Raw genomic sequence first — 22,199 nt, forward strand, 5'->3', positions numbered from 1 at the left:
ATGGTTATACAACTTACTGAAATAATTAAAGCAATCAATAGCAGTCTTCTTTTGATGATGTTCCAATATCGTTTTAATTCCAAATCTTTTCCTCCGTTACTTGTTCAGTCTATGGGCTTGCAAGTAATGATTCATAACGAGAATATAATGGATACATTATTCAAAACGAGAACTTTTCGCCGTGAGGAATTGTTGATGCATCCCGCGTCATCAATTCTCGGTTCTTATATGGCCTTTTATCTCCCCATCTTCATAAAATCATCCACTGTACCGCCGTTTATGACATGCTGCATCATATCCTCTGAGCCTGCTTCAATTTCATTTTTCTTTAACAGAAGCGATACGAGCTCCGCCATGTCGATCAGCTCGTCCTTCGGATTATAGCCGGTTAATACAAGCAGTTCGGCCAATGATCCCCCATATCTCGTCATATTCTGATTGGCTATCGAAGGATCATCGGATAATCTTTTCAAAAACTGCTTTAGCCGTAACCGTTTTTGCTCCTGATTCAAATCGTCCATTTCAATGAAATCCTCCATTTCCAAGCTTACTCGTTCTTATTCGTAAGTTCAGATTGCTACAGATCGACATATTACACAACATTAATTAGGAGGTTCTAATATTAGTAATATCTAATTTTTGGTTTGTTTCGTAAAGTCTTTGAAACTAGTATGGCACAGATTATACAAATTCTTGAGGGAATAAAGACATGTTGTGCTTTAGACATTCCTTCTCATTTTGATATTAATTCTCATAAGGACTTACTCCTATTTTATCCAATTTTCCGATCTTATACCTTTGCATTTCATTGAAAAAAAATAGAAAATTATCGAATGAAAGCGCTTTATGGTTTTCATGTTCATTCCGATTAAAGACTCATTTCAGTATAGTTTTAAACTGACCGAATCCCTTGTGGAATAAAGATTGTAATCTACTTCCATTTGTATTCAACCGCCCTTTTTCCATAAAAAAAGGCCATGATTTCAACGCTGACCCAGGACTTACGTCCAGTGTCCTATAAAAACCTGACATGGAAATGCATTCGACAATATTTGCAAACGATATTTTTAGATTGTTATAAAAAATGAAAGCGATTTTTTGTCTAAAAAAAAGAATAAAAGGAGCTGTTTCACTCCAAATGAGTATGCTCAATCTCTTAAAACATCGATATTTGATAAAAGATGACATTTATTAAATCACATTTTCGATTGACTCTTATTTCTTGCTACCTATGAAGCTTTGCCTAATCATGATAAAGTAGTGTGGTAAATACGTACTTATGATGAGCTGCTGCAATCGAGGTGTCCGATGAGCTCTTTTCTGCAAATTAAAATTTATCGTTATAAGTTTATTGCCTACGTCGTCTTCGTCGTGACCATCGGTCTCGCGCTTGGCACGCTGACCTGTGCCATGCTCCTGAACCAATGGATTGGCGATGCCCGTCTAGAGGCTGCTAATGCTTTCGCGGGCGTAGAGAACGAGCTTCAGTATGATGCCGACCGGATTGAGGCCTATATGCAGCGCATCTACTCCAATCATAGTTTGATGGATGATGCTCGCAGCTTTCTAAGCAGCAGTGCCGAAGGATACTTAACCGATAGTTTGCAAAACAGCCAATTCTCTAAGCCGCTCGTATCTTTTCCGGAGGATATTAAAACCTACCTGTACAGCTGGGCGCAAGGCGGAATAACGCAGGTTAGTCTGCATACCGGCCAATACGGCAATGTCGTACGCTTTAACGATAACGGAATTGCAAGCTTCCTATTCGGTCTTCCTAATACAGACGAAGCATTCCACGATACGATTCTCAAGGGTTTCGTATATCGCAAGAAACTATCGGATCTGGCGCTGGGCTCGGGCTCTAAGGAATTAGGGGAGCTCCGCTTCTTGGTCAGCAGTGATCAAATCTTTGAATCTATCCAAAATTATCGCTTGGGCAAGGCCGCTGCAATCAGCGCTTCCGGGGAGATCTATCTGATCGGTAACGAACAGGATCAAGTCTTGAAGGAAATAGCCCTTCAAGCGGCGGCGAACGGACAAAGTCACGGTTATATTTCGAATGGATTTTTTGAGCATAGCTTCTATATTACGTTCCCGTCCACGAAGTTCAATTTCAAATTCGTAAGCATCGTTGATTTATCCATGCTCATTCGACAGCATGCCAACATGCTGATCACCATCTTTCTGATCGTTATAACGACTATGATTAGCGTTCTGCTGCTCATTGTGTACAACCTGCGGGATGATTCCCGGTTCCTGCACCGTATCATTCAATCAATTGGACGCGTGAAAACAGCCAACTTCACCCCTAATCGCCCTGCCCGTTATCGCCGTAATGAATACGGCATGATCGCTCGGGAATTAGACGATATGATTCAACAGTTGGATAAGCATATCCGCAATGAATATTTGCTAAAACTCAAACAACAAGAGACTGAAATGAAAGCGCTTCAAAACCAAATCAACCCTCATTTTCTCTATAATACGTTAGAGGTTATCCGCTCCACTGCCCTTGTTAATCAGGACCGGGACACCGCTGATGCCATTGCTACGCTGGGAGCGCTCTATCGCGAAATCGTCAAAAAAGAAAATATTATTACGATCGCAAGCGAGCTGGAATTGCTGCAGAAGTACCTGGAGATTATGGAATTCAAGTATCCGGAACGTTTCTTTTACCAACTTAATGTAGACCCGGCAATACTCTCGATCCCCACCGTGAAATTTTGGATGCAGCCTTTGGCGGAAAATTTTTTCATCCATGGCTTTAACCCCAGCAGCGAGTTTAACTTGTATGTCGTGAATGGCTGGGAAGCCGAACAGCATTATGTAATGGAATTCGTGGATAATGGGCGCGGTATCCATGCCGACCGTTTGCAAGCGGTACGAAGCACGCTGTCGAGCCATGACGATCCTTCTTCCGGAAGTATCGGTTTGCGCAACGTATACACAAGGCTTCACTTCTTTTACGGAAAAGGCTTTTCTATAGAAATTGGGAATAACGAGGAAGCTGGCGTTAAGATTTCTGTACGAATTTCAAAAGAGGTGATTGAACATGTACAAACTGTTGATTATCGATGACGAGCCTCAAATTTTGGAGGGAATGAAGCGAATTCTGGACTGGAAGCAATACGGTTTCAGTCGGATCGATACGTGCGAATCTACGGACGCGGCCATGTCCATGGTTGTAGATCTGCAGCCGGATGTCGCCATATTTGATGTGTGTATTGGCAAAAATCTCGGCTATGAAGCGATCTACAGACTCAATGAGCTCCACATCCCTACCAAATATGTGATCATGAGCGGTTACAGTGAATTCAAATATGCCCAAGAAGCCATTCGTTGCGGTGTCAAAGACTATTTGCTCAAGCCTGTTGACCGTACAAAGCTGCAGCAAGTGATCGAGAAAATCATAGTTGAAGATCTGGGTGGTACGATCGGCAATACAAGCTGCGAGAGTATGAACAAAGATCCTGTACTTGGCGTAAGCTACGACCGCTTATCCAAGCTGGCCAACCGCATTCTGCTCATGATCAAGACGGAGTATGCTCAGAATATTACCTTGAAATCAGTCGCAGAGCGCTTCCAGATGAACAGCACTTATCTTGGACAACTATTTCTCAAGGAATCCGGAATGAAGTTTTCGGAATACCTCATGGCTTACCGCATGTTCCTGGCGCAAGAACGAATTCAAACGTCGGACGAAAAGATTTCTTCGATCGCGCTTTCCGTCGGCTATAACAATCTTAATTATTTCTATACCCACTTCCATACCTATTTCGGAAAATCCCCCTCCGATCTGAGGGGAAAAGGGTAGCAACAAGCTTGGCGGAAAGGAGGATATCGATGCTAAAGTACCCTAGACTCAGATATATCTTCATGGCAATCGGTATTATACTGCTGCTCACAGCGTATACGACCGGTTGCTCCCGGCAGCCTGGCAGAAATAACGACGATGTGTACGAAGGCGATACTGTCAATTTGATTTATTATACGATCGGAGAGCCGGACAAGGATCTGAAGCTCGTCAATGATAAAATCAATGAAATGCTGGCTCGCAAAATCGGCGTGACGATCACCTATATCAAGATTGGCTGGCAGGAGTACGAGGATCGGCTGAACACGCTTATATCCGCCGGTACTCCCTTCGACATTGCTTTTGCCCCCAACTATGCAGCTACCACTACGCGCGGCGCTTGGCTGAGACTTGATGACTATCTGACTAGTCTGGGCAAGGATATGTACGACGCCATTGACCCGACCTTCTGGCAGGGGGTGCAAATGAATGACGGAGCCATCTATGGCGTGCCGACCAATAAAGAACTGGCCGTGCGCGATCATTGGATGTACCCTGCTTCCATTGTCAGCAAGTACAATATCGACATTTCCAATTATAATACGCTGGAATCGCTAGAACCTTTGCTTCGGATGATTCAAGAGAATGAGCCTGCCTATGTACCCATGGAGCTAGATCGAGATTCACACAATTTCTTCGCACTCTATGGCTACGAATATATCGTGAACCATAAGGTTCCCTTAATGGTGAAATCACTGGACCCTGACGCCAAGGTCGTCAATATTTTCGAAACCAAAGAAGCACGGCAAGTATTAGACACTCTGCGGCGTTATTATAAGGAAGGCTTCATTAACAAAGACGCGGCGCTCCGTGAGCCAGGAGGACTTAAGCGCGGAGATAAAGTGTTCTGGAAGTCGTCCGGCGGCGGACCGCTCTCGGAGACGACTTGGAGCAAGGATCGCGGCTACAAGGTTGTATCGAATCCGGTAACCCCTAGCGTCGTGACTACGGAATCGGTCCGCGGCGGAATCATGGCTGTCAATGCCAACACCAAGCATCCCATTGAAAGCATGAAGTTTCTGAATCTGCTCAATACCGACCCGGAAATTCGAAACCTATTCAATTATGGTATCGAAGGGGTGCATTATACGCTGAATGACCAAGGACAAACGACCCCCATTCCAGGCAAAGACAGCCACGGCAACCCGATTCCGGACGAGCCGGCGAGCTATGCAGGCGTCCAATATACACAGGGCAATTGGTTTATTCTGAGAACCATGGGCGGCGATACCCCTGAACCCCTCGATAAATGGGAGCTGTTCCGCGAATATAATGCGGAGTCGATCAAGTCCGCCGTTCTCGGCTTTACTCCCGATTTATCCAAGCTGACCGCTCAAATCGATAACATTGAGATGGTTTGGAGGAAATATTATGCAAGCCTCATGACCGGTACCGTCGATGTTGACTCGATCCTCCCCAAGTTTAACGAGGAGCTGGGGCAAGCAGGCATTGAGGAGGTAGTTAAGGAAGTTCAGAAGCAGCTGGATGCGTGGCGGGATGAGGCGGGTGCTGTAACGGGTCGTTAACATCAAATGGGCTGTCTGGGACAGCCCATTCATCCGATCGTTTTCACTTGATCTCTTACGACGATTGATATTTTTGTTTCTTTTGCTGGCTTGCTTGCGTGACATGGCTTTTATAATCGGTAGGCGAGACGCCGAACTGTTTTTTGAACATCCTACTAAAATAAAATTGGTCGCTAATTCCTACTAGCGCAGATATCTCCTTGATGTAAGTGTGGCCTTTCATAATTAATTCTGCCGCTTTGTTCATCCGTACATTGTTTATATATTGAATGAGGCTGAGTCCCATTTGATCCCTAAATACGCGGCATAAATAGTTTTCGCTGAAATTAACGTGGTCGGCAATCATTTCCAACGTGATCTTATCCCGATAATGTAACCCAATATAGGTTATGACATCGGCTATTTCTTTCCTGGTCACAGCCGAATCAAGAGAACTTGGAACATCCGTCCAGAAGCTCAAATCTTCTAAAGCTTCCATAGCAATAGCTAATAAAGCACCCGAGCTTTTACAATCCCAAACCTTGTTTTTATTCCCCTCATATTGCTCGGCATTCGTCACTGTTATTTTATTGTCGCATAACGGGATATAATCCAAGCATTTATTGATAAATGTTTGGAGCGCCAAAGGGTGAATCCTATTCTGATGGGCTTGTTCTGTAAAGGTTTTTAGCATCAACATAATTGAAGCGCTATCATCCTTATATAAATAGTGCAAAATGGATTTGGAGAAATCCACATAGTTAACAAAATCCATGTCATGTTTGAGGTCTATATCATGATAAAAAATAACGGAATGTGCCTCGTAAAAATTAATATGGATAGCATCTTTGCAAGCTTGATACATTTGTCTAGCCTCTGGATAACCTGCTATTTCCGACGAATATACAATAACAGGCTCCAGCGTCATGTACATTTGTATGAGTGATTGTATCCGGTGCACAAAGGTCAACGGCTCAAATTGACATTGAAGCAGCCGTTCCTTAGCTATCAGAACAATAATTGCATTGGCCTCTACTTGAAAGACCTCTACATCCTGTTCGGATTCCATTAAATCAAGAATCATGTTCTCGATGAATGACATCGAAATATTAAATTTCTGCCCTTCTTTGGCTGTAGACCTATCTAAATGGATATAAAATTGGTAGCACGTTTTGCTTGATAAATGCAATTGAACCGCATTGTTTTGTAAAAGATGCTCCATGTCATGATAACTATTTGTAAAATACTCTTTTAACATCGTGTTTTTGACGCTCTTCAAATTGCTGCGCAACTCTTGCTCTCTCGTTACTTGCTCTTGTAAAGTAAGCTGTTGATCTTGAAGGAGCTTTGCCGTCTTCTGAAGCTGCTCGATCAGCGCTTCCGTCTTGATGCTAATTTTCAACATATAATCGACCGCGCCAAGAAGCAAGGCTTCGCGCACAAGCTCATATTCGCCGAAATTACTGGCTACAATGATTTTCCCCTTATAGCCGAGCTCATTCAGTTCTCTTATGAGCTGAAGCCCATTCAAATTCGGCATTTTCAAATCTGTAATAATGATATCCGGATTTAGTTCTTTCACTAAAACCAATGCTTCATTTCCGTCTGAGGCTGTACCGCAGATAGGAAACCCAAGGCCATCCCAATCAATCATCGTACGCAGAGCAATTTTTACAATAGGCTCATCATCTACAAGCAATACATGGAACATATAAAAATTAACCCCCTTCAGACATTTGAATAGGAATAATCATTCTGCAACAAGTACCCTCGCCTACCACGCTTGAAATGAATAAACCATATTGATCTCCGTAATGGAGTTTAATTCGTTCATTCACATTGTTTACTCCAATGCCTGACAGCTTATCCGAATGATCGGCAGCACGGTCTAAATTCGTATCAAACCCTTTACCGTTATCCGTAATATCTATGTGAAGCTGATTATCGACCTGCTGAACTTTAATGCTAATATCGATGGACTTGCCATTTTCGGAAATACCGTGAATAATGGCATTTTCAGCAACGGGCTGCAAGATTAATTTCGGAATGAGCAATGGGAGCAGCTCGTCATCGATCTCATAGTTAACCTGGAACCGGTCCGCATAACGGATTTTTTGAATTTCAAAATAATGCGCTAAGTTTTGAAGCTCCTGTTCAATGGTAACCTCTTCGTTATTATCGAGAATCGTACTGCGCAATAGCTCGGATAGCGAGCTTATTCCATTATTGAGTACGGGCACCTGATTAATGACTGCTAGCCAGCGAAGCGTATTTAAGGTGTTAAACAAAAAATGCGGATTGATTTGCGACTGAAGCATTTGGAGCTCCAGCTCCCGCTTTCGTTTGTCATCAAGCTTTTGATTATCCATCAATCGCTCAATCTCGCTGACCATGCTATTTATTTTACGGGAAAGCGCACTCATCTCATCGTCATTCTCGTCGTGAATACGATTCGATAAATCACCGTTCGAGATTTGATTGCTGAAAGCTATAATGCCTTTTATAGGTTTAACAATACTATTGTACATAAAATAAATAATGATAATGCAGGTGATAACAATCATGAATACAATAACAATCATACTAAGCGTGATTTGACTTATTTCAGAGTTTATATAGGAATAGGGCATCAACGATATAAGATACCAGCCAATTTGCTCGTTATAAATATATGAAATTTGCTGGTCGGCATTATTCACCAGCCCAGAAAAGGAAGTACGATTGTTACTCTGTTGCTCCTTAATCATACGAAACAGCGTGGAATCGGAGTATTGCTCCCCTAACTTCGTCTCTTTATCGCTTGATGAGAAAACCGTCCCGTCCCGACCCATAATAATGAGCTCCGACCCTGTCCCCAGATCAACGCTTGATAGTATATTTTTCGAGAATAAGTCTGTGCTGACGTAAACGAAAGCATATCCGATCTGCTCTGAGCTGTCATGCTCTGCATGAATCTTTCTTCCTACGGCGATCGTGTCGTAAGATCGGGTCGTTCTTACATAAGTAAGTCCGTCATACGGCGCATTTTTATTGACATCGGATATTGCCTTTTCCAAATATTCATTGCTGATTGCTTCGTATCCAAGCTCGTAGAAGGGCTCGTGATTCGTATCATAAATGCTAACGGTTACAACATGTGACGGGAATATCGTCCGAAATATAGCATCCATAGCCGATTCTTTGGACGTTTCGGTAACCGCTGGTTGCGAACGATCGTTAGATAAGTGGGCTTGCACGAATTCATTCGTAGAAATCGATCCGTTAAGAAATTGATAATTTTGAAGCTCCGTAAGCATATTTTTATTAACCAAAGTTATCKCTTGAAAGGTAGATGCGCTAAGCTTATCGCTGATCGAATCCGAATATAGCTTATAGGCATAGTATCCGAGAAAAAGGATAGGAATAACCGATACGATTAAAAAGGTTCCAATTAATCGATGCTGAATCTTAAATTTCCGCAGCATAGCATTACCCCTTGATGATGATCTGTTTATAGTAACATAATGTGCACCTTAAAACATTTAAAAGAAGATGATCCTCATCTATTGGAGACATCATCTTCTTTGGATTTCATTTGAATTTTCTGTTGTACAGCCATAAGAAACTGATAAGCATAGCAAGTCCAAGCAGCATCGTTAACAGTCCTGATGGACCAATCGATTGATGACCGAATACGGTAAGCAGCATGCCTATAATGAACAGGATTAAGTAGAGTAGTTTGTCCATACTAGTATATCATCCTTTCAAACCGCCCATAGTCATACCCTGGGTTAATTTCTTCTGTACCAAAATATATATAAGCAATGTTGGCAGCATAACTATAACGAGACCCGCATATAGTTGTCCATACTCAACAGCGGATTTTTGCGCAGCCAGCAAATTCATTAACCCAACCGGAAGCGTCTTATATTCCGGCTTCGTTAGCAAGGTCATCGAAATTATGTATTCGTTCCAGAACGATAGGAAGTTGAACAAAATAATCGTAATGATCGCAGGTCTTGCCATTGGCATAATAACTTGAACCATGGTTCTAAAGTATCCTGCTCCATCGACCGAAGCAGCCTCTTCATATTCTTTCGATAGCGATTTGAAATAACCTGACAGCAAATATACGGTAAATGGCAGCGCCATAGCTGTATACACTAGCGCCAATATAAAAATGTTATTCAATAAGAATGGTTGGCCAAACATGCTTCGCGCAACTTTGTCACCATTATTCAACATGAGAAAAATAGGAACGATGATATAGTTAACATTAATGAATAACCCAGCCATAAACATCGTGTTCCATAACACGCTTCCTCTGAAACGATAACGGGCAAGCACGTAAGCTGCCGGAAGTGCTATGACGAGCAATAATGCGATGGACAATGCCGTTACAAGCACGGAGTTGAACATATAATCGCCCATATTTGCCTTCAGCCAAGCATCTGCAAAGTTCTGAAGGTATACGCCTTGAGGTAACGCCCACGGACTGCCGTAAAATTCAGCATCTTCTTTAATAGAAGCGGTAAACGCCCACAATACCGGAATAATGATAATGACTGTTAATAAAATCAACAGAAAATAGGATAGAGTCTTGAATACGATTGCTTTGCTTGTCATCCTTTCTTCCCTCCTTAATACTCTAGATGATCACGCTTGGTAACAGCATTAAGAATGCCAGCTAAAGCAAACGAGAACAAGAACACAACGACGCCAATCGCCATGCCGTAACCATAAGAAGAATTCGTATAGGCTTCTTTGTACATGTAGCTTAAGAACACTTCAGTCGCTCCATCAGGACCTCCGCTTGTCATGGCAGTAACGAAGAGGAAGCTCATATTGATCGTACTAATAATAAAGAAGGTAAGCGTCGTACGAATATTCGTCCAGATAAGCGGTATCGTGATTGTAAAAAACTGATGGATAGGCGAAGCGCCTTCAAGATTGGCGGATTCGTATAAGCTTTCCGGAATGTTAGCCATGCTTGCCATATACATAACCATGTAATAACCAACGGCTTGCCAAATCATTGCGCCAGCAAGACTGTAAATAACGATTTTCTGATCTCCAAGCCATAGGATAGGTTCGTCTGCGACACGGAACAAATGAAGCACCGAATTTAGAAGTCCATTGTTCGGATCATAAATGGCAGAAAATATCGCGCTAATAACGACTACGGACAAAATATTAGGAATGTAAAAAACAGTACGATATAAATTACGCCCTTTGAGGTTGCCTCGCGTAAGTACCCCCGCGAATAGGAGCGCTATCGCGAACGTAACAATCGTTACAACAATAATTAACAAAATACTGTTTTGAAATACTTGATAGAATTTATCGCTTTGGAACAGCTTGCCGAAATTATCGAATCCGACAAACGTCTTCGTATCGGTATATCCTCCCCATTTGTATAGGGACATACGAAACACGTCAATGCTTGGAATTAACAAGAAGACAATAAATAGGATGACGGCCGGAGCCAGACAAAAAAATATAAAACGGGATTTCCCCCTGTTAGACGGCATTACTCGTTCTCCTTCCTGCTTGTAACGTAACTGTGGCCAGTTTTCACTGGCCACAGCACCTTTTACTATGTTGAAACCTATCTATTTCTGAGCCGCACGAAGAGCATCGCTTGCTTTCGTAATCGCATCTACCCACTCTTGTTGCGATTTCGCACCGGTAACCAAGGAATCGACCGTTCCGAATACGGTATCAGAAATGTTTACTCCTTCAACCGGAGCCGTAGAAGTGAATGCGCCCATCGCTGCTTTTGCGCCAGTATCATAAATACTGTAGAACAACTTGTTATCGCCATCTAGTTTATCCGACATCCCTTTAATCGGTTGCACGGCGCCTGCCTTAGCAAAAATCGCTGCAGCTTCATCCGAATAGAGATAAGCGATGAACTGCTTCGCTAGATCCGGATTTTCGGCTTTAGCCGGAACCCAAATTTGCTCGAAGAAGGTATAGGAATAACGATCTCCGCCATCGGCTACAGCTGGAAGAGCGGTAAAGCCCCATCCGAATCCTTCTGCACGAGGCGCACTCGCCATTTCATTGACAACCCATGTACCATTAGGCATAAATAATGCTTTGTTGTCCAAAATGAGCTGTTGGTTTTTTGTAAAGTTATCTTTATTGCCGTTAGCCGGAACTGTTTTCTCTGTGTAAGAAGCTAACTTTGTCATAATATCAAATGCTTGTTTTGCCTCCGCCGATTGCCAGATTCCTTCCGAATAGCTAATCGCTTTCGTGAAGAATTCAGGTCCGCCAACTTCATTGAGCAAAGCGTAGAAGAATGAATCGAAGTAACCGGTTGTCGGATAAGCAAATAGCGCAATACCCTCTGCTTTCGCTTTATCTCCCAATGCCCACATTTCATCCCAAGTTGTTGGTACTTCCCACCCTTTTTGCTCGAACAAACCCGCGTTATAGAACAAGCCTGTAGGGCTGTAGAACATTGGCATCAGATATGATTTGCCGTCATTATATGGATTAGTAATCGTCGTTTCTGTAAAGCCGGGAATGATTTTCTCGCTGACAGCTACGTCTTCACCAGGTACCTTCATGGACAGAACATCGGTAAGATCGGTCATGTTGTTATCTTTTACGAATGTTTCTGTAAGCCCTTTCGGTTGACCGACGGCTAAATGTATAACATCAGGGAAATCACCGGATTTCATGGTTGGTCCAATAACATCCTCGATGTTTTTCTCAATCGTCATTTCGACTTTCACGCCAGGAACCGTCTGCTCGAATGCGGCTGCAACGGTTTGCCACACCGTTTTTCCATAAGCCGTTTCCAGCGCGGCGAATTTCAGCGTGCGAACTTCGCCAGATGAAGCATCAGAGTTCGTTGCACCGTTTTCCTCCGTCTTGTTGTTGGATGAACCACAAGCGGCTAGCGTAAATACTAATAGGACCGCGAGTGCCAAGGTTGCCATTTTTCTCATCTTCTTACCCCTCCTCGATTTCTTTGAATAACGAACATCATTCGTTATTCTAAATAATAAGAATGTTTCCACTCATTCAATTAACCAATAAAATTCAAACTGTTCAATAGCATTTGCTGAAGTAGATAGGATCGCTCATCGGTTTGCAAAATTATCTATCCGCTGATGTTTCAATTGATTTTCCGCATAAAATCAAAAGCTACTAATGATAATTCCACAACTAGTTTTAGTTAAAATTGTTMATACATTGCGCAGGAATATTCATGTACTTCTGCGTGGATAATGTTCATAATCAATCTGTTAAGGGTCTATTTATGATAAAAATGTTGGAGTGATTAGCATGCAAAGATATTCAAGCATCATCTTAGTAGCGGTAGCATTGCTAGGAATCATAGCTATTTCAACAATAACGGTTATGAAAGATCGAACGTCTCCCTCTGACAAACCTGCAGCTAATAACAAAGAATTGCATATCGCCGTATTTCAAGGCGGATACGGTCTGGAATACTGGAAAGAAATAACGGAGAAATTCGAGGTTGCTTATCCGGGAGTGCAAGTGCATCTGACAATCAGTCCTCGGATMGGCGATGTAATTAGACCTCAAATTGTCGCAGGAAATCCACCCGATTTTCTAGCGATTTCGGATACCGACCAAAGCGGGATTATGACCTCATTAGTGAAGGAAAAAGGGTTAATGGATATAACCGACGTGTTTGAAGACGTAGCATTAGATCATGTGCAGCAATTAAAGGACATGATTCTCCCCGGCATCCTTGAAAGCAAAAGATTTACTCCTTATGAAGACGGGAAAATTTATATGGCTCCGTCTAATGCTGCGCCAATGGGGTTAATCTACAACAAAAAATTGTTCAAGGACAAAGGTTGGAAGCTGCCTGAAACATGGGGTGAATTTTTCGCGTTAGACGAGGAATTAAAGAAAAAGGAGAATTATGTAGCCGATGAGAATGGAAATAAAATAAAGCGCGCGTTATTTACTTATCAGGGAATCTATCCGGAATACTTGGAAGAAATTTTGTACCCTTCACTTGCGAATGCTGCTGGAATTGCACAATTAAAAAAAATATTTTCATATGAACCAGGTTCTTTTAAGACGGAGCCTGTAAAACAGGTATTAGATACATTAGCTAAGCTTGGAAGCGGCGGTTATTTGATGGAGGGGACAGTCGGACTTAATCACACCCAGTCACAAACCGATATGATGCTGGGCAAAGCGATATTTATCGTGAATGGTTCGTGGATGGAGAATGAAATGAAAGATTCTCCAAGAGAGGACGGTTTCGAATTCGGCATGATTCCCGTTCCCGTGTTCAATAAAGGCGATGAACGTTATATTCTTTCTAGCTATGAACAATTTTCTATTCCGCTCAAGGCCAAAAACCCTGAGCTTGCAAAAGAGTTTTTGAAGTTTCTATATACCGAGGAATCCGTCCTCTTATTTGCTAAGAAAGCGAACGGTACTTTTGCACTCAAAGGAGCCCAAGAGCTTTCGAGAAACTACTTAACCCCGGGCGTATATGAAATGTTCAGCGCTTATGAAGGGGCAACGGCCATTACGCAAGAATGGAATATTATTCCGAAGCAATCCAAAGAAGATATAAGAAATCAATTGTTCAAAAAAGCCATCACTCCGATTATGACGGGAAAAATGACCACCGAGGAATGGATGAATCAAGTAGAAAACGCGTTTGCAGATATTCAAGCCAATATGAACGCACAACAATACTAGCCTTCTTCATTTCTTTGAGAGCGAACAAATTTCGGTCGAAATGCACTCGGCGCCATGCCTGTCCACCTGCGGAATTGTCTAGAGAAATGGCTTGCGGACTGAAATCCAAGCTGTTCGGCTAATTCCTCCATCGAATAGGTCGAATGCACAAGCAGATGCTTCGCCTGGTTAAGAACCATTTTACTCCTATATTGTCGCGGCGATTGCCCGTAAACCTTCGTAAATATATGCGTGCAACGACCGCGGCTGATCCCTAATGAGGCTGCAATTCCAGCTATTGCCCCATGATTTTCATTGCGTAGTTTTTCTTCAATCGCATGAGCCAGCTCCGTTTCAAATACGGAGGCGTTCTGCATACTCTCGTTACTCATCGGAATCGGACTGCGTGCTTTTTCGCTGTACTTTATAAACTCACTAATGATTCCCAGGGTGTGAGATTGGATAATAAGGCGATCTAAGGCTTTGTCGTCTTCAACGGTATCGACGCGAATATTGTGCAAAAACGCCTCTTCAATAGCGCTAAAATGTGTCGGTAACGATAGCCCCGCAGCCTCTTCTGCCTTAATGATCACGTAATCGGCCTTGCATAACCTCTCACGTATGATGGGATCATCCAGATCGAAATGCAAATTAAAGAAACGATAAACGGAAGTTGGACCATTCTCAGTAGCATGTGAAATACCGGACTTTATTAACAGCCAATCCCCGCTGCTAATCGTAAATACATGATCGCCTATCGTTTGCCTTATCTCCCCTTGTTTACAATGCAATAGTTCAAAAAGGTAATGATGATGCCGAGGAAAAGACCAATTAGGATGAAAATCCCCCAAATGACAGCCGATAATCTGCAGCGTACTCGTTAGGTTAGGGAGTGAATAATGAATATCCATGTTACATGGACCTCCTATTGTTCAATAGTCTAGACATCTATTCTAGCGTAACGCGATTCCATACAAAAGGTCAAATTTACTCTTCTTTTGTCCATTTGTTTACCTATTCTTTCCGCTTAATATATTAAGTATCATGATTGACGCATAACCATATTGCATTGGAGGTCACTTTGGATGACTGTATTATCGGTACAAAACGATCATTTTTATTTCGATAACAAACCTATTCGCTTGCTTTCCGGAGCGATCCATTATTTTAGAGTCGTACCTGAATACTGGCAGGATCGTTTATCAAAGCTGAAAGCATGCGGATTTAATACGGTAGAAACTTACATTCCATGGAATTTCCATGAGCCTGCACCTGGCAAATTCAATTTTGAAGGTATGGCAGACATTGAACGGTTTGTTCAATTAGCAGGCGAACTAGGCTTGCATGTCATCGTGCGCCCGAGTCCCTACATTTGTGCAGAATGGGAATTCGGAGGTTTGCCTGCATGGCTGCTTGCAGATCGGGAGATCCAGCTTCGCTGTATGAACCGCCCCTATCTGGATAAAGTAGATGCCTATTACGATGAGCTATTGCGTAGACTGAAGCCTCTGCTTTCCACAAACGGCGGCCCTATTATTGCCATGCAAATCGAGAATGAATATGGAAGCTATGGCAACGATACAGCCTATCTTCAATATTTGGAGCAAGCCATGATAAGTCGTGGCATTGACGTGCTATTATTCACTTCCGATGGACCAGAGAATCATATGCTTMAAGGAGGTATGGTTCCAAACGTATTAGAAACGGCAAACTTCGGTTCAAGAGCGGAGGAAGCTTTCGAGGTGCTTCGCCGTTATCAACCGCAAGGCCCGCTGATGTGTATGGAATACTGGAATGGCTGGTTTGATCACTGGGGTGAAGAACATCACGTTCGTAACGGTGATGAAGTTGCTCAAGTGTTTGAGGATATGCTTTCACTAGGCGCCTCTGTGAACTTTTATATGTTCCATGGCGGCACCAATTTCGGTTTCACCAGCGGCGCGAATGGCTTAGAACGAGATCACTACGAGCCTACYGTTACAAGCTATGACTATAATGCACCATTGAATGAAGCAGGCGATCCTACAGAAAAGTATTTTGCGATACGCGATATTATTGCTAAATATACAGATCTTCCCGAGATGGAAGTTCCTAAAGCTTTGCCCAAACAGGCATATGGAACAGTGCTTGCAACTAGCCATGCCATGTTGTTAGATCAATTGCACCAATTGTCCGAGCCCATACATGCTGTCACTCCGGAGCCGATGGAGCGTTACGGACAGAACAACGGATTTATCGTGTATGAAACCTTTATTTCCGGACCGCGCGAAGAAAAGGAACTCATTATTCAAGATTGCCATGACCGGGCGCTCGTTTACTTGAACGGTGAGTTTAAAGGGATCATCGAAAGATGGGATTCTAGCAAAAAAGTCCATTTTGAAGTGCCTACTGGCGGAGCGCGTCTAACCATTCTCGTTGAAAATATGGGGCGCATCAACTACGGACCATACCTAGCCGATCGTAAAGGGATTACCGAAGGCGTTCGCCATGGCAATCAATTCCTATATGGATGGACCATATGGACATTGCCGCTCGATAACTTGAACCCTTTATCCTTTGCAGCGATAGAGAAAGAAACAGCAACTGGTCCAGCATTCTATCGTGCGGAATTGAACATCGAAAATGCACCGGCAGACACGTTCTTGAAGCTGGAAGGATGGTCTAAAGGAGTCGTTTACGTCAACGGATTCAATTTGGGGAGATATTGGAGAGTTGGTCCGCAGCAGACTCTTTACGTTCCTGCACCGCTCCTGCGTCAAGGCAGCAATGAAATCATCGTCTTCGATATTGACGGAACAGAAAGCTTAGAATTACAGTTTGTAGACCAACCTCAATTAGGGTAATAGCTTTAAGATCCGCTTCAGCTTTTGGGCTTTTATCTATGTTTTCACTGCCCCCGTTACACGGAAGTGCTGGCGTCTGTTTTATACAGACGCCAGCATTTTTACATAAAACCAAGCTCGCCAAGCAGTCGGCTCAGCATAATCGCCATTTCGGCACGGGTTGCGGTTTGATGCGGCTTGAAATTGCCAGCTTGATCGCCTTTAATGATGCCGTAAGCGATCATTTCCTGCACAGCCTGGATAGCCCATATCGACACCTCGCTGGAATCATTCAGCAGCTCCGATCCGTTATCCGTAGCATTGGAAGCGGACCCTCTGACGTATTTGATCGCTCTAGCAAGGATGACCGCCAGCTCTTCCCTTGTAACAAAATCATTCGGGTGGAAGCTTCCATCTTGGTATCCGGTCACCAATCCAGCTGCTGCCGCGGATGAAATCGCCGTTTCGTACCATCGACCTGCAATATCGGTTAAAGTCCCTGGCTGATCCGCCGCCGGGATGCCTAGCGCTCTGACCAGCAGCGCCGCTGTCTCCGCTCGCGTTAAGCCGGCCTTCGGATCGAAGCTGTTTTCTCCTTTCCCTTCAAAGATGAGCATCGATGCAAGCTTCTCCGCTTCATTTCTAGCCCAATGATCTTGCATATCGGCAAAAGCTTTCCGATTAACAATATTCACGTACAAGCCATCGCTGCTAACTGGCAGCAGTGCATACGTATGTCCTCCGATATTCTCATATCGTACCGGAACATATTGCAGCTGTTGAAGCCGTTCGTTCCATACCGCTATAATCGTATCTTCGTTCCTATTGGAAACCGCAATACGCCTTTCTACTCTGCTGCCTAGATAATCTAAGGTCACATCAGACCCATCACCAATGCTCATTACAATCTTAAATTGAATAGGACCGGATAATAATGCTGCACCACGGGCTTGCAGTTCCGCCAATAAAGGAGCAGCAGCCTCGCTCTTGGCGGCATAAATCGCAAAACTCAGTTTATCTCCATCTTTGCCTGCATACTGCGTATCTGCTGCAGCAATCAGTTCAGAGAAAGGCATGCTCATACTGCCGCCGGACATTGTTACTTGAATCGTAAACAAAGGATTTAACTTGAGCAACTGGCGTACCGTTACTCCGCTTAGTTCGAAATGTCCATTTGCCGTACCCCTATCAACCTTAATTAGTCCAGATTCTACTTCGGATTGTGATAGTTTAATGGTTTCCTTCTGATTATTTCCAGCGATGAAATCGATATAATATTCGGATTGAGGCTGCTCGGGTTCGTTCGTTTCTCCAACCGTTTGATTATTCCTTAAGACGATCACTTGAAACGGTCTGCTGTCCGATTTCAGTCCATTGGTTACCGTTGCCGTAAGCGTAACCTTTTGGTCTCCTTTTTCATATGACGGCCGTGAAACTGAACCTTTAACAGGGTTAATCAGCTCCGTTCGGCTAGAGGTCCAAGAAATGACGGAGCCGTTAGCTCCTGTAACTGGAAGCGTCAATCCATTACGCACATGCTTTTCGTCATCTCCGGCTGCGTAACCGATCGCGAGCAGCATCAAGTCTTGGGCTACTTTCTCTTCATCCGTCATGTCGGCTTTGGTAATTGTTACACTATAAAGGACGGAATAAGTTGTCTGATTCGCATCCACCGCTGCTTCCAATGTGACGGCTGAGTCCCCCTCCGAGTAAGACGGACGATGCACAGCACCCGTTGTTTCATCAAGCAGGCTGTTGTCCGAAGACGTCCAGCGAATCGTACGGCCAGCAGCATCCCTGCTTGGCAGCCCAACATTCGATTTCACTGCAGCAGCAGTCTCTCCAGTGGCAAACACCGGCTCAGGAGCAGCATAGACGGTTAGCTGGCCAATGTTCGGGATCACCTCATAATTCGACAGACGGTTCAACGGATCGAGAAGCTGTGCAGTAATATCATAAGCGCCTTCATCGCTCTCTTCCGTCGCTTCCGTTGTATACGCTGCCGTAATGGAGTCGCCCGAGACAACGCCTGTAAGATTGCCGCTTAACTGCGGATTCGTATTTCTTATCCATCGCGATAGCGGATCCGTTATAACGAGAAGTTCGGCTTTCGTAACCGTCAACTCGCCTTCCTCAAGGATCACATGATAGTTATTCAGCGTATCTTCCGGATCCGTGATGGCGGGTACGATTGGATACGATCCTACTCGACTTGATAAAGTTGCTGCTGTCGAATAAGATGCCTGGATCGTATCACCATTCATAAGACCGGTGATCGAAYCCGTCAGAGACGGATTGCTTTGCCCATAGGCTCGGGTTTGATTCGAAGCAGCAACCGTTAAGGGGGCTTGTGTCACAGTTAAAGTCCCAGGCATATATACAATTTCATACTTCGTGGATGTCAAACCACTGGCTGTAATGGAATACTCTCCAATTGGGCTGGCTGCGTCAGCGGATGTCGAGAATAACGGCTGCCCAAGCGAGTTAGCTGCGTCCCATGTCATCAGTCCGTCCAAGCTTATTGTCATACTGCCATTAGACGTTCCATATGGTCTGCTCGCATCATTAGGCGTAACCGTAAGCGGGGCTTTGTTAACCGTAAGCGTCGTCGTTTGCTCCGCCGCGGGATAAGGGAACGAAGCAGCAGTCGATAATTTCAGTTCATAACTCCCCGCAGCTAGTCTAAGTGAATAGCTGCCACTAGCATTACCGTCTGAATTCGTCGTTACGTACCCTATAGAGCTTCCATTAACGAAGACATTAATTGCCCGATTGGCTAGCGGCCCATCCGGAGTTGTCAGTGTTCCCGAAATTATTACTGTTTGTCCGTATGTACCTGTTACCGGAGATGTGCTGAGCGTAGTCGTAAAATCCCTAGGAGCATCTCCAACGTAAGTGGCAAATCCAAAATCATATTCGTCAGACCAATAGGGATAGGTAGAGGTATAAGCTTTTCCTCCTGCATATACGTTGGTAGTGTGAGTCATCCACGCTGTTTGCGGCGTCTCGCCGATCGAAGCGGTTAAGCTCATCGTATACTGTTGTCCAGCCTGTATCTGTGCCGGTTGTTCAAACAATACGGATACCGGGCCAGGCGTACTAGTTGGAACGTTCCTGCTCCCAAAAGTCGATGAAGCAAGCACCGTTCCTGACACGCTTTGTCCTGCATAAATACTGAGTGTAAACACAATTCCCGAACTCCCGTAATCGATCATATGCAAATCAATTTGATTCAGATAGCCGGACTCCCCCGCCGTAAAGCTTTGAGCACGTCCGCCCGCTCGGAACGAGCCAGCCGGCACATCTCCGGTTGATTGGTCAATCGAATCGGCTGCGACTGCCACCGACCCGGGAATCGCCGCCAATATCGGTATAATTGTAAGGATCAAGGCCATCAAAAGGCGGACCATCCAAGATGTCGTCCTTGCGTTAATAGATCTGTTCTTATCCAAACCAATAGACCATCCTTTCATCCCAATCTAAGTTATTTAACAAAGCAGTRCTTGCCTAATATATCTAACTGTATCATTCTATTTAATTTAGTACTATTAACGAAAGTTAACTTCTCCCCGAAAAACAGCATAGTTCGACAGTTAACGACGACTTTCTCAGAAGTCGAGAAGCCTTTGTCGATTGTCCGAAAATTACATTGCAGTAGTCAATCACATCGAACTCTTTAATCCTTTTTTTAAAAAGATTCAACAAATCGCTTGCACCTTACGTAACGTAACGTTTTATAATGAGGCTACYGGTGATCAAGCTAGCGACAAAGATCGGAGATGATTAATGAAACGATATTGGAAGGTCGGGGATCTGGCCAAGTTGACGGGTCTAACGGTGCGAACGCTGCGCTTCTACGACCAGATCGGGCTGCTCTCGCCGACGAATGTCACGGAATCGGGACATCGGCTATATGACGACGAGGATTTGTCGCGACTCTATCGAATTGTATCGCTGAAGGAGTTGGGCCTCTCGCTCGAAGAGGTAAAAGCGGCCCTGACGGGGCGCGGAATCGATCCGCTCGAGGTCGTCAGCCTTCAGATCGAGCGCGTGCAGGAGCAAATCAGGCGGCAGCAGAAGCTGCTGGATCAATTGAGGCACGTATCTAAGCTGATGAAAGGAAAGGAGCAGGTGACGGTCGACGATTTCACCACCCTGCTGCAAGCGATGAAAAATGACTACGAGAAGCCGATTCTGGATCGTCAACATAGCTGGGAGCAGCGTTTTGGCCTGCTGGGGATGTTCTTAGCGGGCGGGGATGACAACAAACATAAAAAACAAAAAAACAAGGAGGATTAAGATCATGAAACAACCATATGTAAGCCATGGAACGTTCGTAATTGAAAAAACGTATCCGGCATCCAGGGAGCAAGTGTACGAAGCAATGGCTGTCGCTGAAGCCAAAGCACGCTGGTTCACGAAGCCGGAAGTGTTCGAATTCCGGGTAGGCGGACGGGAATTCAGCAGCGGCGAGGCACCGGACGGCGGCTTGTTCACTTTCGACGCTACTTATCAGGAGATTGTGCCGCTCGAGCGTATCGTTTACACATACGTGTTGGACCTTAACGGCGTGCGGTTCTCGGTATCCATTACGACGATCGAGCTTACAGACGCGGATGGCGGAACGAAACTGACCTTTACGGAGCAAGGCGCCTTCTTCGACGGACACGATGCGGTGGAGAATCGGGAACACGGCTCGAAGGAATTGCTGGAGCTGCTTGGCAATTCGCTTGCACAGAGCGGAGAACCCGTTGCGACGGAGGACGATGCCGAGCTGGTGCCTGGGGAATTGGAATATGCCCATGCGCGCTGGTACGACTTCCCGAAGGAAGAGGTTTACCGGGCGTGGGCGCAGCCGGAGCTGTTGACGCATTGGTGGGGACCTAACGGCTTCACGAGTACGTTCCACGAATTCGACTTCCGCGAAGGCGGCTTCTGGCGCTTTACCTTTCATGGACCGGACGGCAAGAATTATCCGAACGAGATCAAGTTCATCGAGATCGAGGCGGGAGAACGCATCGTACTGGAGCATCATGACGCTCCCGAGTTCCGGTTGACGGCGACATTTGCCGAGAAGGACGGTCGTACGCGCGTGACGTTCAGACAGCAGTTCAAAGACGAGAAGGTATTCGAGCAAGTGAAATCATTTTGCCCAGACAGCAATGAGCAGAACTTGGACCGTCTTCAGGCTGTGCTAGAGGGGCATCGTTTATAGAAACCGCGGGGCAGTAAAGCATGCCGCGTAAAAGCATCGGCCTAAGAACGTTGGAACGTTCTTAGGCCGATGCTTTTGTCGTGTTTTCCGGAAACCTGCAGCCTACTCTAAACCTTTAATATTCTTCTGCCCCCATG

General features: G+C 44.5%; 16 protein-coding genes. 7 read left to right on the forward strand and 9 right to left on the reverse strand.

Annotation, left to right across the window (positions count from 1 at the left end; all coding sequences use genetic code 11):
- Nucleotides 1–236: 236 nt before the first annotated feature.
- Nucleotides 237–521 (reverse strand): hypothetical protein, encoded by a 285-nt coding sequence (locus AB4Z33_RS18415; protein WP_442051308.1) that lies wholly within the window; start codon nt 519–521, stop codon nt 237–239.
- A gap of 787 nt (nt 522–1,308) precedes the next feature.
- Between AB4Z33_RS18415 and AB4Z33_RS18420 the strand changes: the two genes are divergently transcribed.
- The 3 genes from AB4Z33_RS18420 (at nt 1,309) to AB4Z33_RS18430 (ending at nt 5,379) form a co-directional block, all read left to right on the forward strand.
- On the forward strand, nt 1,309–3,078 hold the full coding sequence (locus tag AB4Z33_RS18420; protein WP_442051309.1) for a sensor histidine kinase: 1,770 nt from the start codon (nt 1,309–1,311) through the stop codon (nt 3,076–3,078).
- On the forward strand, nt 3,053–3,814 hold the full coding sequence (locus AB4Z33_RS18425; RefSeq protein WP_442051310.1) for a response regulator transcription factor: 762 nt from the start codon (nt 3,053–3,055) through the stop codon (nt 3,812–3,814). Before AB4Z33_RS18420 ends, AB4Z33_RS18425 begins: the two co-directional genes overlap by 26 nt.
- Before the next feature lie 62 nt (nt 3,815–3,876).
- On the forward strand, nt 3,877–5,379 hold the full coding sequence (locus AB4Z33_RS18430; RefSeq protein ID WP_442051311.1) for an ABC transporter substrate-binding protein: 1,503 nt from the start codon (nt 3,877–3,879) through the stop codon (nt 5,377–5,379).
- A 55-nt stretch (nt 5,380–5,434) separates the two neighbouring features.
- On the opposite strand, the gene AB4Z33_RS18435 is transcribed toward AB4Z33_RS18430, so the two are convergent.
- From AB4Z33_RS18435 to AB4Z33_RS18460, 6 genes are all read right to left on the reverse strand, one after another.
- Nucleotides 5,435–7,069 (reverse strand): response regulator transcription factor, encoded by a 1,635-nt coding sequence (locus AB4Z33_RS18435; protein ID WP_442051312.1) that lies wholly within the window; start codon nt 7,067–7,069, stop codon nt 5,435–5,437.
- 7 nt (nt 7,070–7,076) lie between these two features.
- Entirely contained in the window at nt 7,077–8,822 is a 1,746-nt protein-coding gene (locus tag AB4Z33_RS18440; RefSeq protein WP_442051313.1) for a histidine kinase, read from the reverse strand.
- 106 nt (nt 8,823–8,928) lie between these two features.
- Complete coding sequence (locus tag AB4Z33_RS18445; RefSeq protein WP_442051314.1) at nt 8,929–9,084, reverse strand: DUF6903 family protein; 156 nt, start codon at nt 9,082–9,084, stop codon at nt 8,929–8,931.
- Nucleotides 9,085–9,093: 9 nt separating this feature from the next.
- On the reverse strand, nt 9,094–9,963 hold the full coding sequence (locus AB4Z33_RS18450) for a carbohydrate ABC transporter permease (protein ID WP_442051315.1): 870 nt from the start codon (nt 9,961–9,963) through the stop codon (nt 9,094–9,096).
- Nucleotides 9,964–9,977: 14 nt separating this feature from the next.
- Nucleotides 9,978–10,868: a carbohydrate ABC transporter permease gene (locus tag AB4Z33_RS18455; protein WP_442051316.1), complete on the reverse strand. Its 891-nt coding sequence runs from the start codon at nt 10,866–10,868 to the stop codon at nt 9,978–9,980.
- 81 nt (nt 10,869–10,949) lie between these two features.
- A complete protein-coding gene (locus AB4Z33_RS18460; RefSeq protein WP_442051317.1) occupies nt 10,950–12,299 on the reverse strand; it encodes a carbohydrate ABC transporter substrate-binding protein in 1,350 nt (449 codons plus the stop codon).
- A 340-nt stretch (nt 12,300–12,639) separates the two neighbouring features.
- On the opposite strand from AB4Z33_RS18460, the gene AB4Z33_RS18465 reads away from it, so the two are divergent.
- On the forward strand, nt 12,640–14,046 hold the full coding sequence (locus AB4Z33_RS18465) for a carbohydrate ABC transporter substrate-binding protein (RefSeq protein ID WP_442051318.1): 1,407 nt from the start codon (nt 12,640–12,642) through the stop codon (nt 14,044–14,046).
- Here AB4Z33_RS18465 and AB4Z33_RS18470 read toward each other — a convergent pair.
- Nucleotides 14,043–14,936: a helix-turn-helix domain-containing protein gene (locus tag AB4Z33_RS18470; protein WP_442051319.1), complete on the reverse strand. Its 894-nt coding sequence runs from the start codon at nt 14,934–14,936 to the stop codon at nt 14,043–14,045. The two genes, AB4Z33_RS18465 and AB4Z33_RS18470, sit on opposite strands and share 4 nt — an antisense overlap.
- Before the next feature lie 174 nt (nt 14,937–15,110).
- Here AB4Z33_RS18470 and AB4Z33_RS18475 point away from each other — a divergent pair, with 174 nt between their 5' ends.
- A complete protein-coding gene (locus AB4Z33_RS18475) occupies nt 15,111–16,868 on the forward strand; it encodes a beta-galactosidase (RefSeq protein WP_442051320.1) in 1,758 nt (585 codons plus the stop codon).
- Nucleotides 16,869–16,969: 101 nt separating this feature from the next.
- Here AB4Z33_RS18475 and AB4Z33_RS18480 read toward each other — a convergent pair whose 3' ends face one another.
- The gene (locus AB4Z33_RS18480) at nt 16,970–20,242 is read right to left on the reverse strand and encodes an immunoglobulin-like domain-containing protein (RefSeq protein WP_442051344.1); all 3,273 of its coding nucleotides are present in this window, start codon (nt 20,240–20,242) and stop codon (nt 16,970–16,972) included.
- A gap of 391 nt (nt 20,243–20,633) precedes the next feature.
- On the opposite strand from AB4Z33_RS18480, the gene AB4Z33_RS18485 reads away from it, so the two are divergent.
- Nucleotides 20,634–21,146, forward strand: a complete 513-nt coding sequence (locus AB4Z33_RS18485; protein ID WP_442051321.1) for a MerR family transcriptional regulator — start codon at nt 20,634–20,636, stop codon at nt 21,144–21,146.
- A gap of 4 nt (nt 21,147–21,150) precedes the next feature.
- Nucleotides 21,151–22,062 (forward strand): SRPBCC family protein, encoded by a 912-nt coding sequence (locus AB4Z33_RS18490; RefSeq protein WP_442051322.1) that lies wholly within the window; start codon nt 21,151–21,153, stop codon nt 22,060–22,062.
- Nucleotides 22,063–22,199 lie beyond the last annotated feature (137 nt).

Origin of the sequence: Paenibacillus sp. 2TAB19, assembly GCF_052115185.1 — a bacterium.
Lineage (GTDB): Bacteria > Bacillota > Bacilli > Paenibacillales > Paenibacillaceae > Pristimantibacillus.

Bases quoted from the DNA above. Each gene is read 5' to 3' on its own strand.
- AB4Z33_RS18470 (WP_442051319.1), bottom strand. From the start codon at position 14,936: ATGGATATTCATTATTCACTCCCTAACCTAACGAGTACGCTGCAGATT.
- AB4Z33_RS18435 (WP_442051312.1), bottom strand. From the start codon at position 7,069: ATGTTCCATGTATTGCTTGTAGATGATGAGCCTATTGTAAAAATTGCT.
- AB4Z33_RS18425 (WP_442051310.1), top strand. From the start codon at position 3,053: ATGTACAAACTGTTGATTATCGATGACGAGCCTCAAATTTTGGAGGGA.
- AB4Z33_RS18460 (WP_442051317.1), bottom strand. From the start codon at position 12,299: ATGAGAAAAATGGCAACCTTGGCACTCGCGGTCCTATTAGTATTTACG.
- AB4Z33_RS18455 (WP_442051316.1), bottom strand. From the start codon at position 10,868: ATGCCGTCTAACAGGGGGAAATCCCGTTTTATATTTTTTTGTCTGGCT.
- AB4Z33_RS18430 (WP_442051311.1), top strand. From the start codon at position 3,877: ATGGCAATCGGTATTATACTGCTGCTCACAGCGTATACGACCGGTTGC.
- AB4Z33_RS18415 (WP_442051308.1), bottom strand. From the start codon at position 521: ATGGACGATTTGAATCAGGAGCAAAAACGGTTACGGCTAAAGCAGTTT.
- AB4Z33_RS18485 (WP_442051321.1), top strand. From the start codon at position 20,634: ATGAAACGATATTGGAAGGTCGGGGATCTGGCCAAGTTGACGGGTCTA.
- AB4Z33_RS18450 (WP_442051315.1), bottom strand. From the start codon at position 9,963: ATGACAAGCAAAGCAATCGTATTCAAGACTCTATCCTATTTTCTGTTG.
- AB4Z33_RS18445 (WP_442051314.1), bottom strand. From the start codon at position 9,084: ATGGACAAACTACTCTACTTAATCCTGTTCATTATAGGCATGCTGCTT.
- AB4Z33_RS18490 (WP_442051322.1), top strand. From the start codon at position 21,151: ATGAAACAACCATATGTAAGCCATGGAACGTTCGTAATTGAAAAAACG.
- AB4Z33_RS18420 (WP_442051309.1), top strand. From the start codon at position 1,309: ATGAGCTCTTTTCTGCAAATTAAAATTTATCGTTATAAGTTTATTGCC.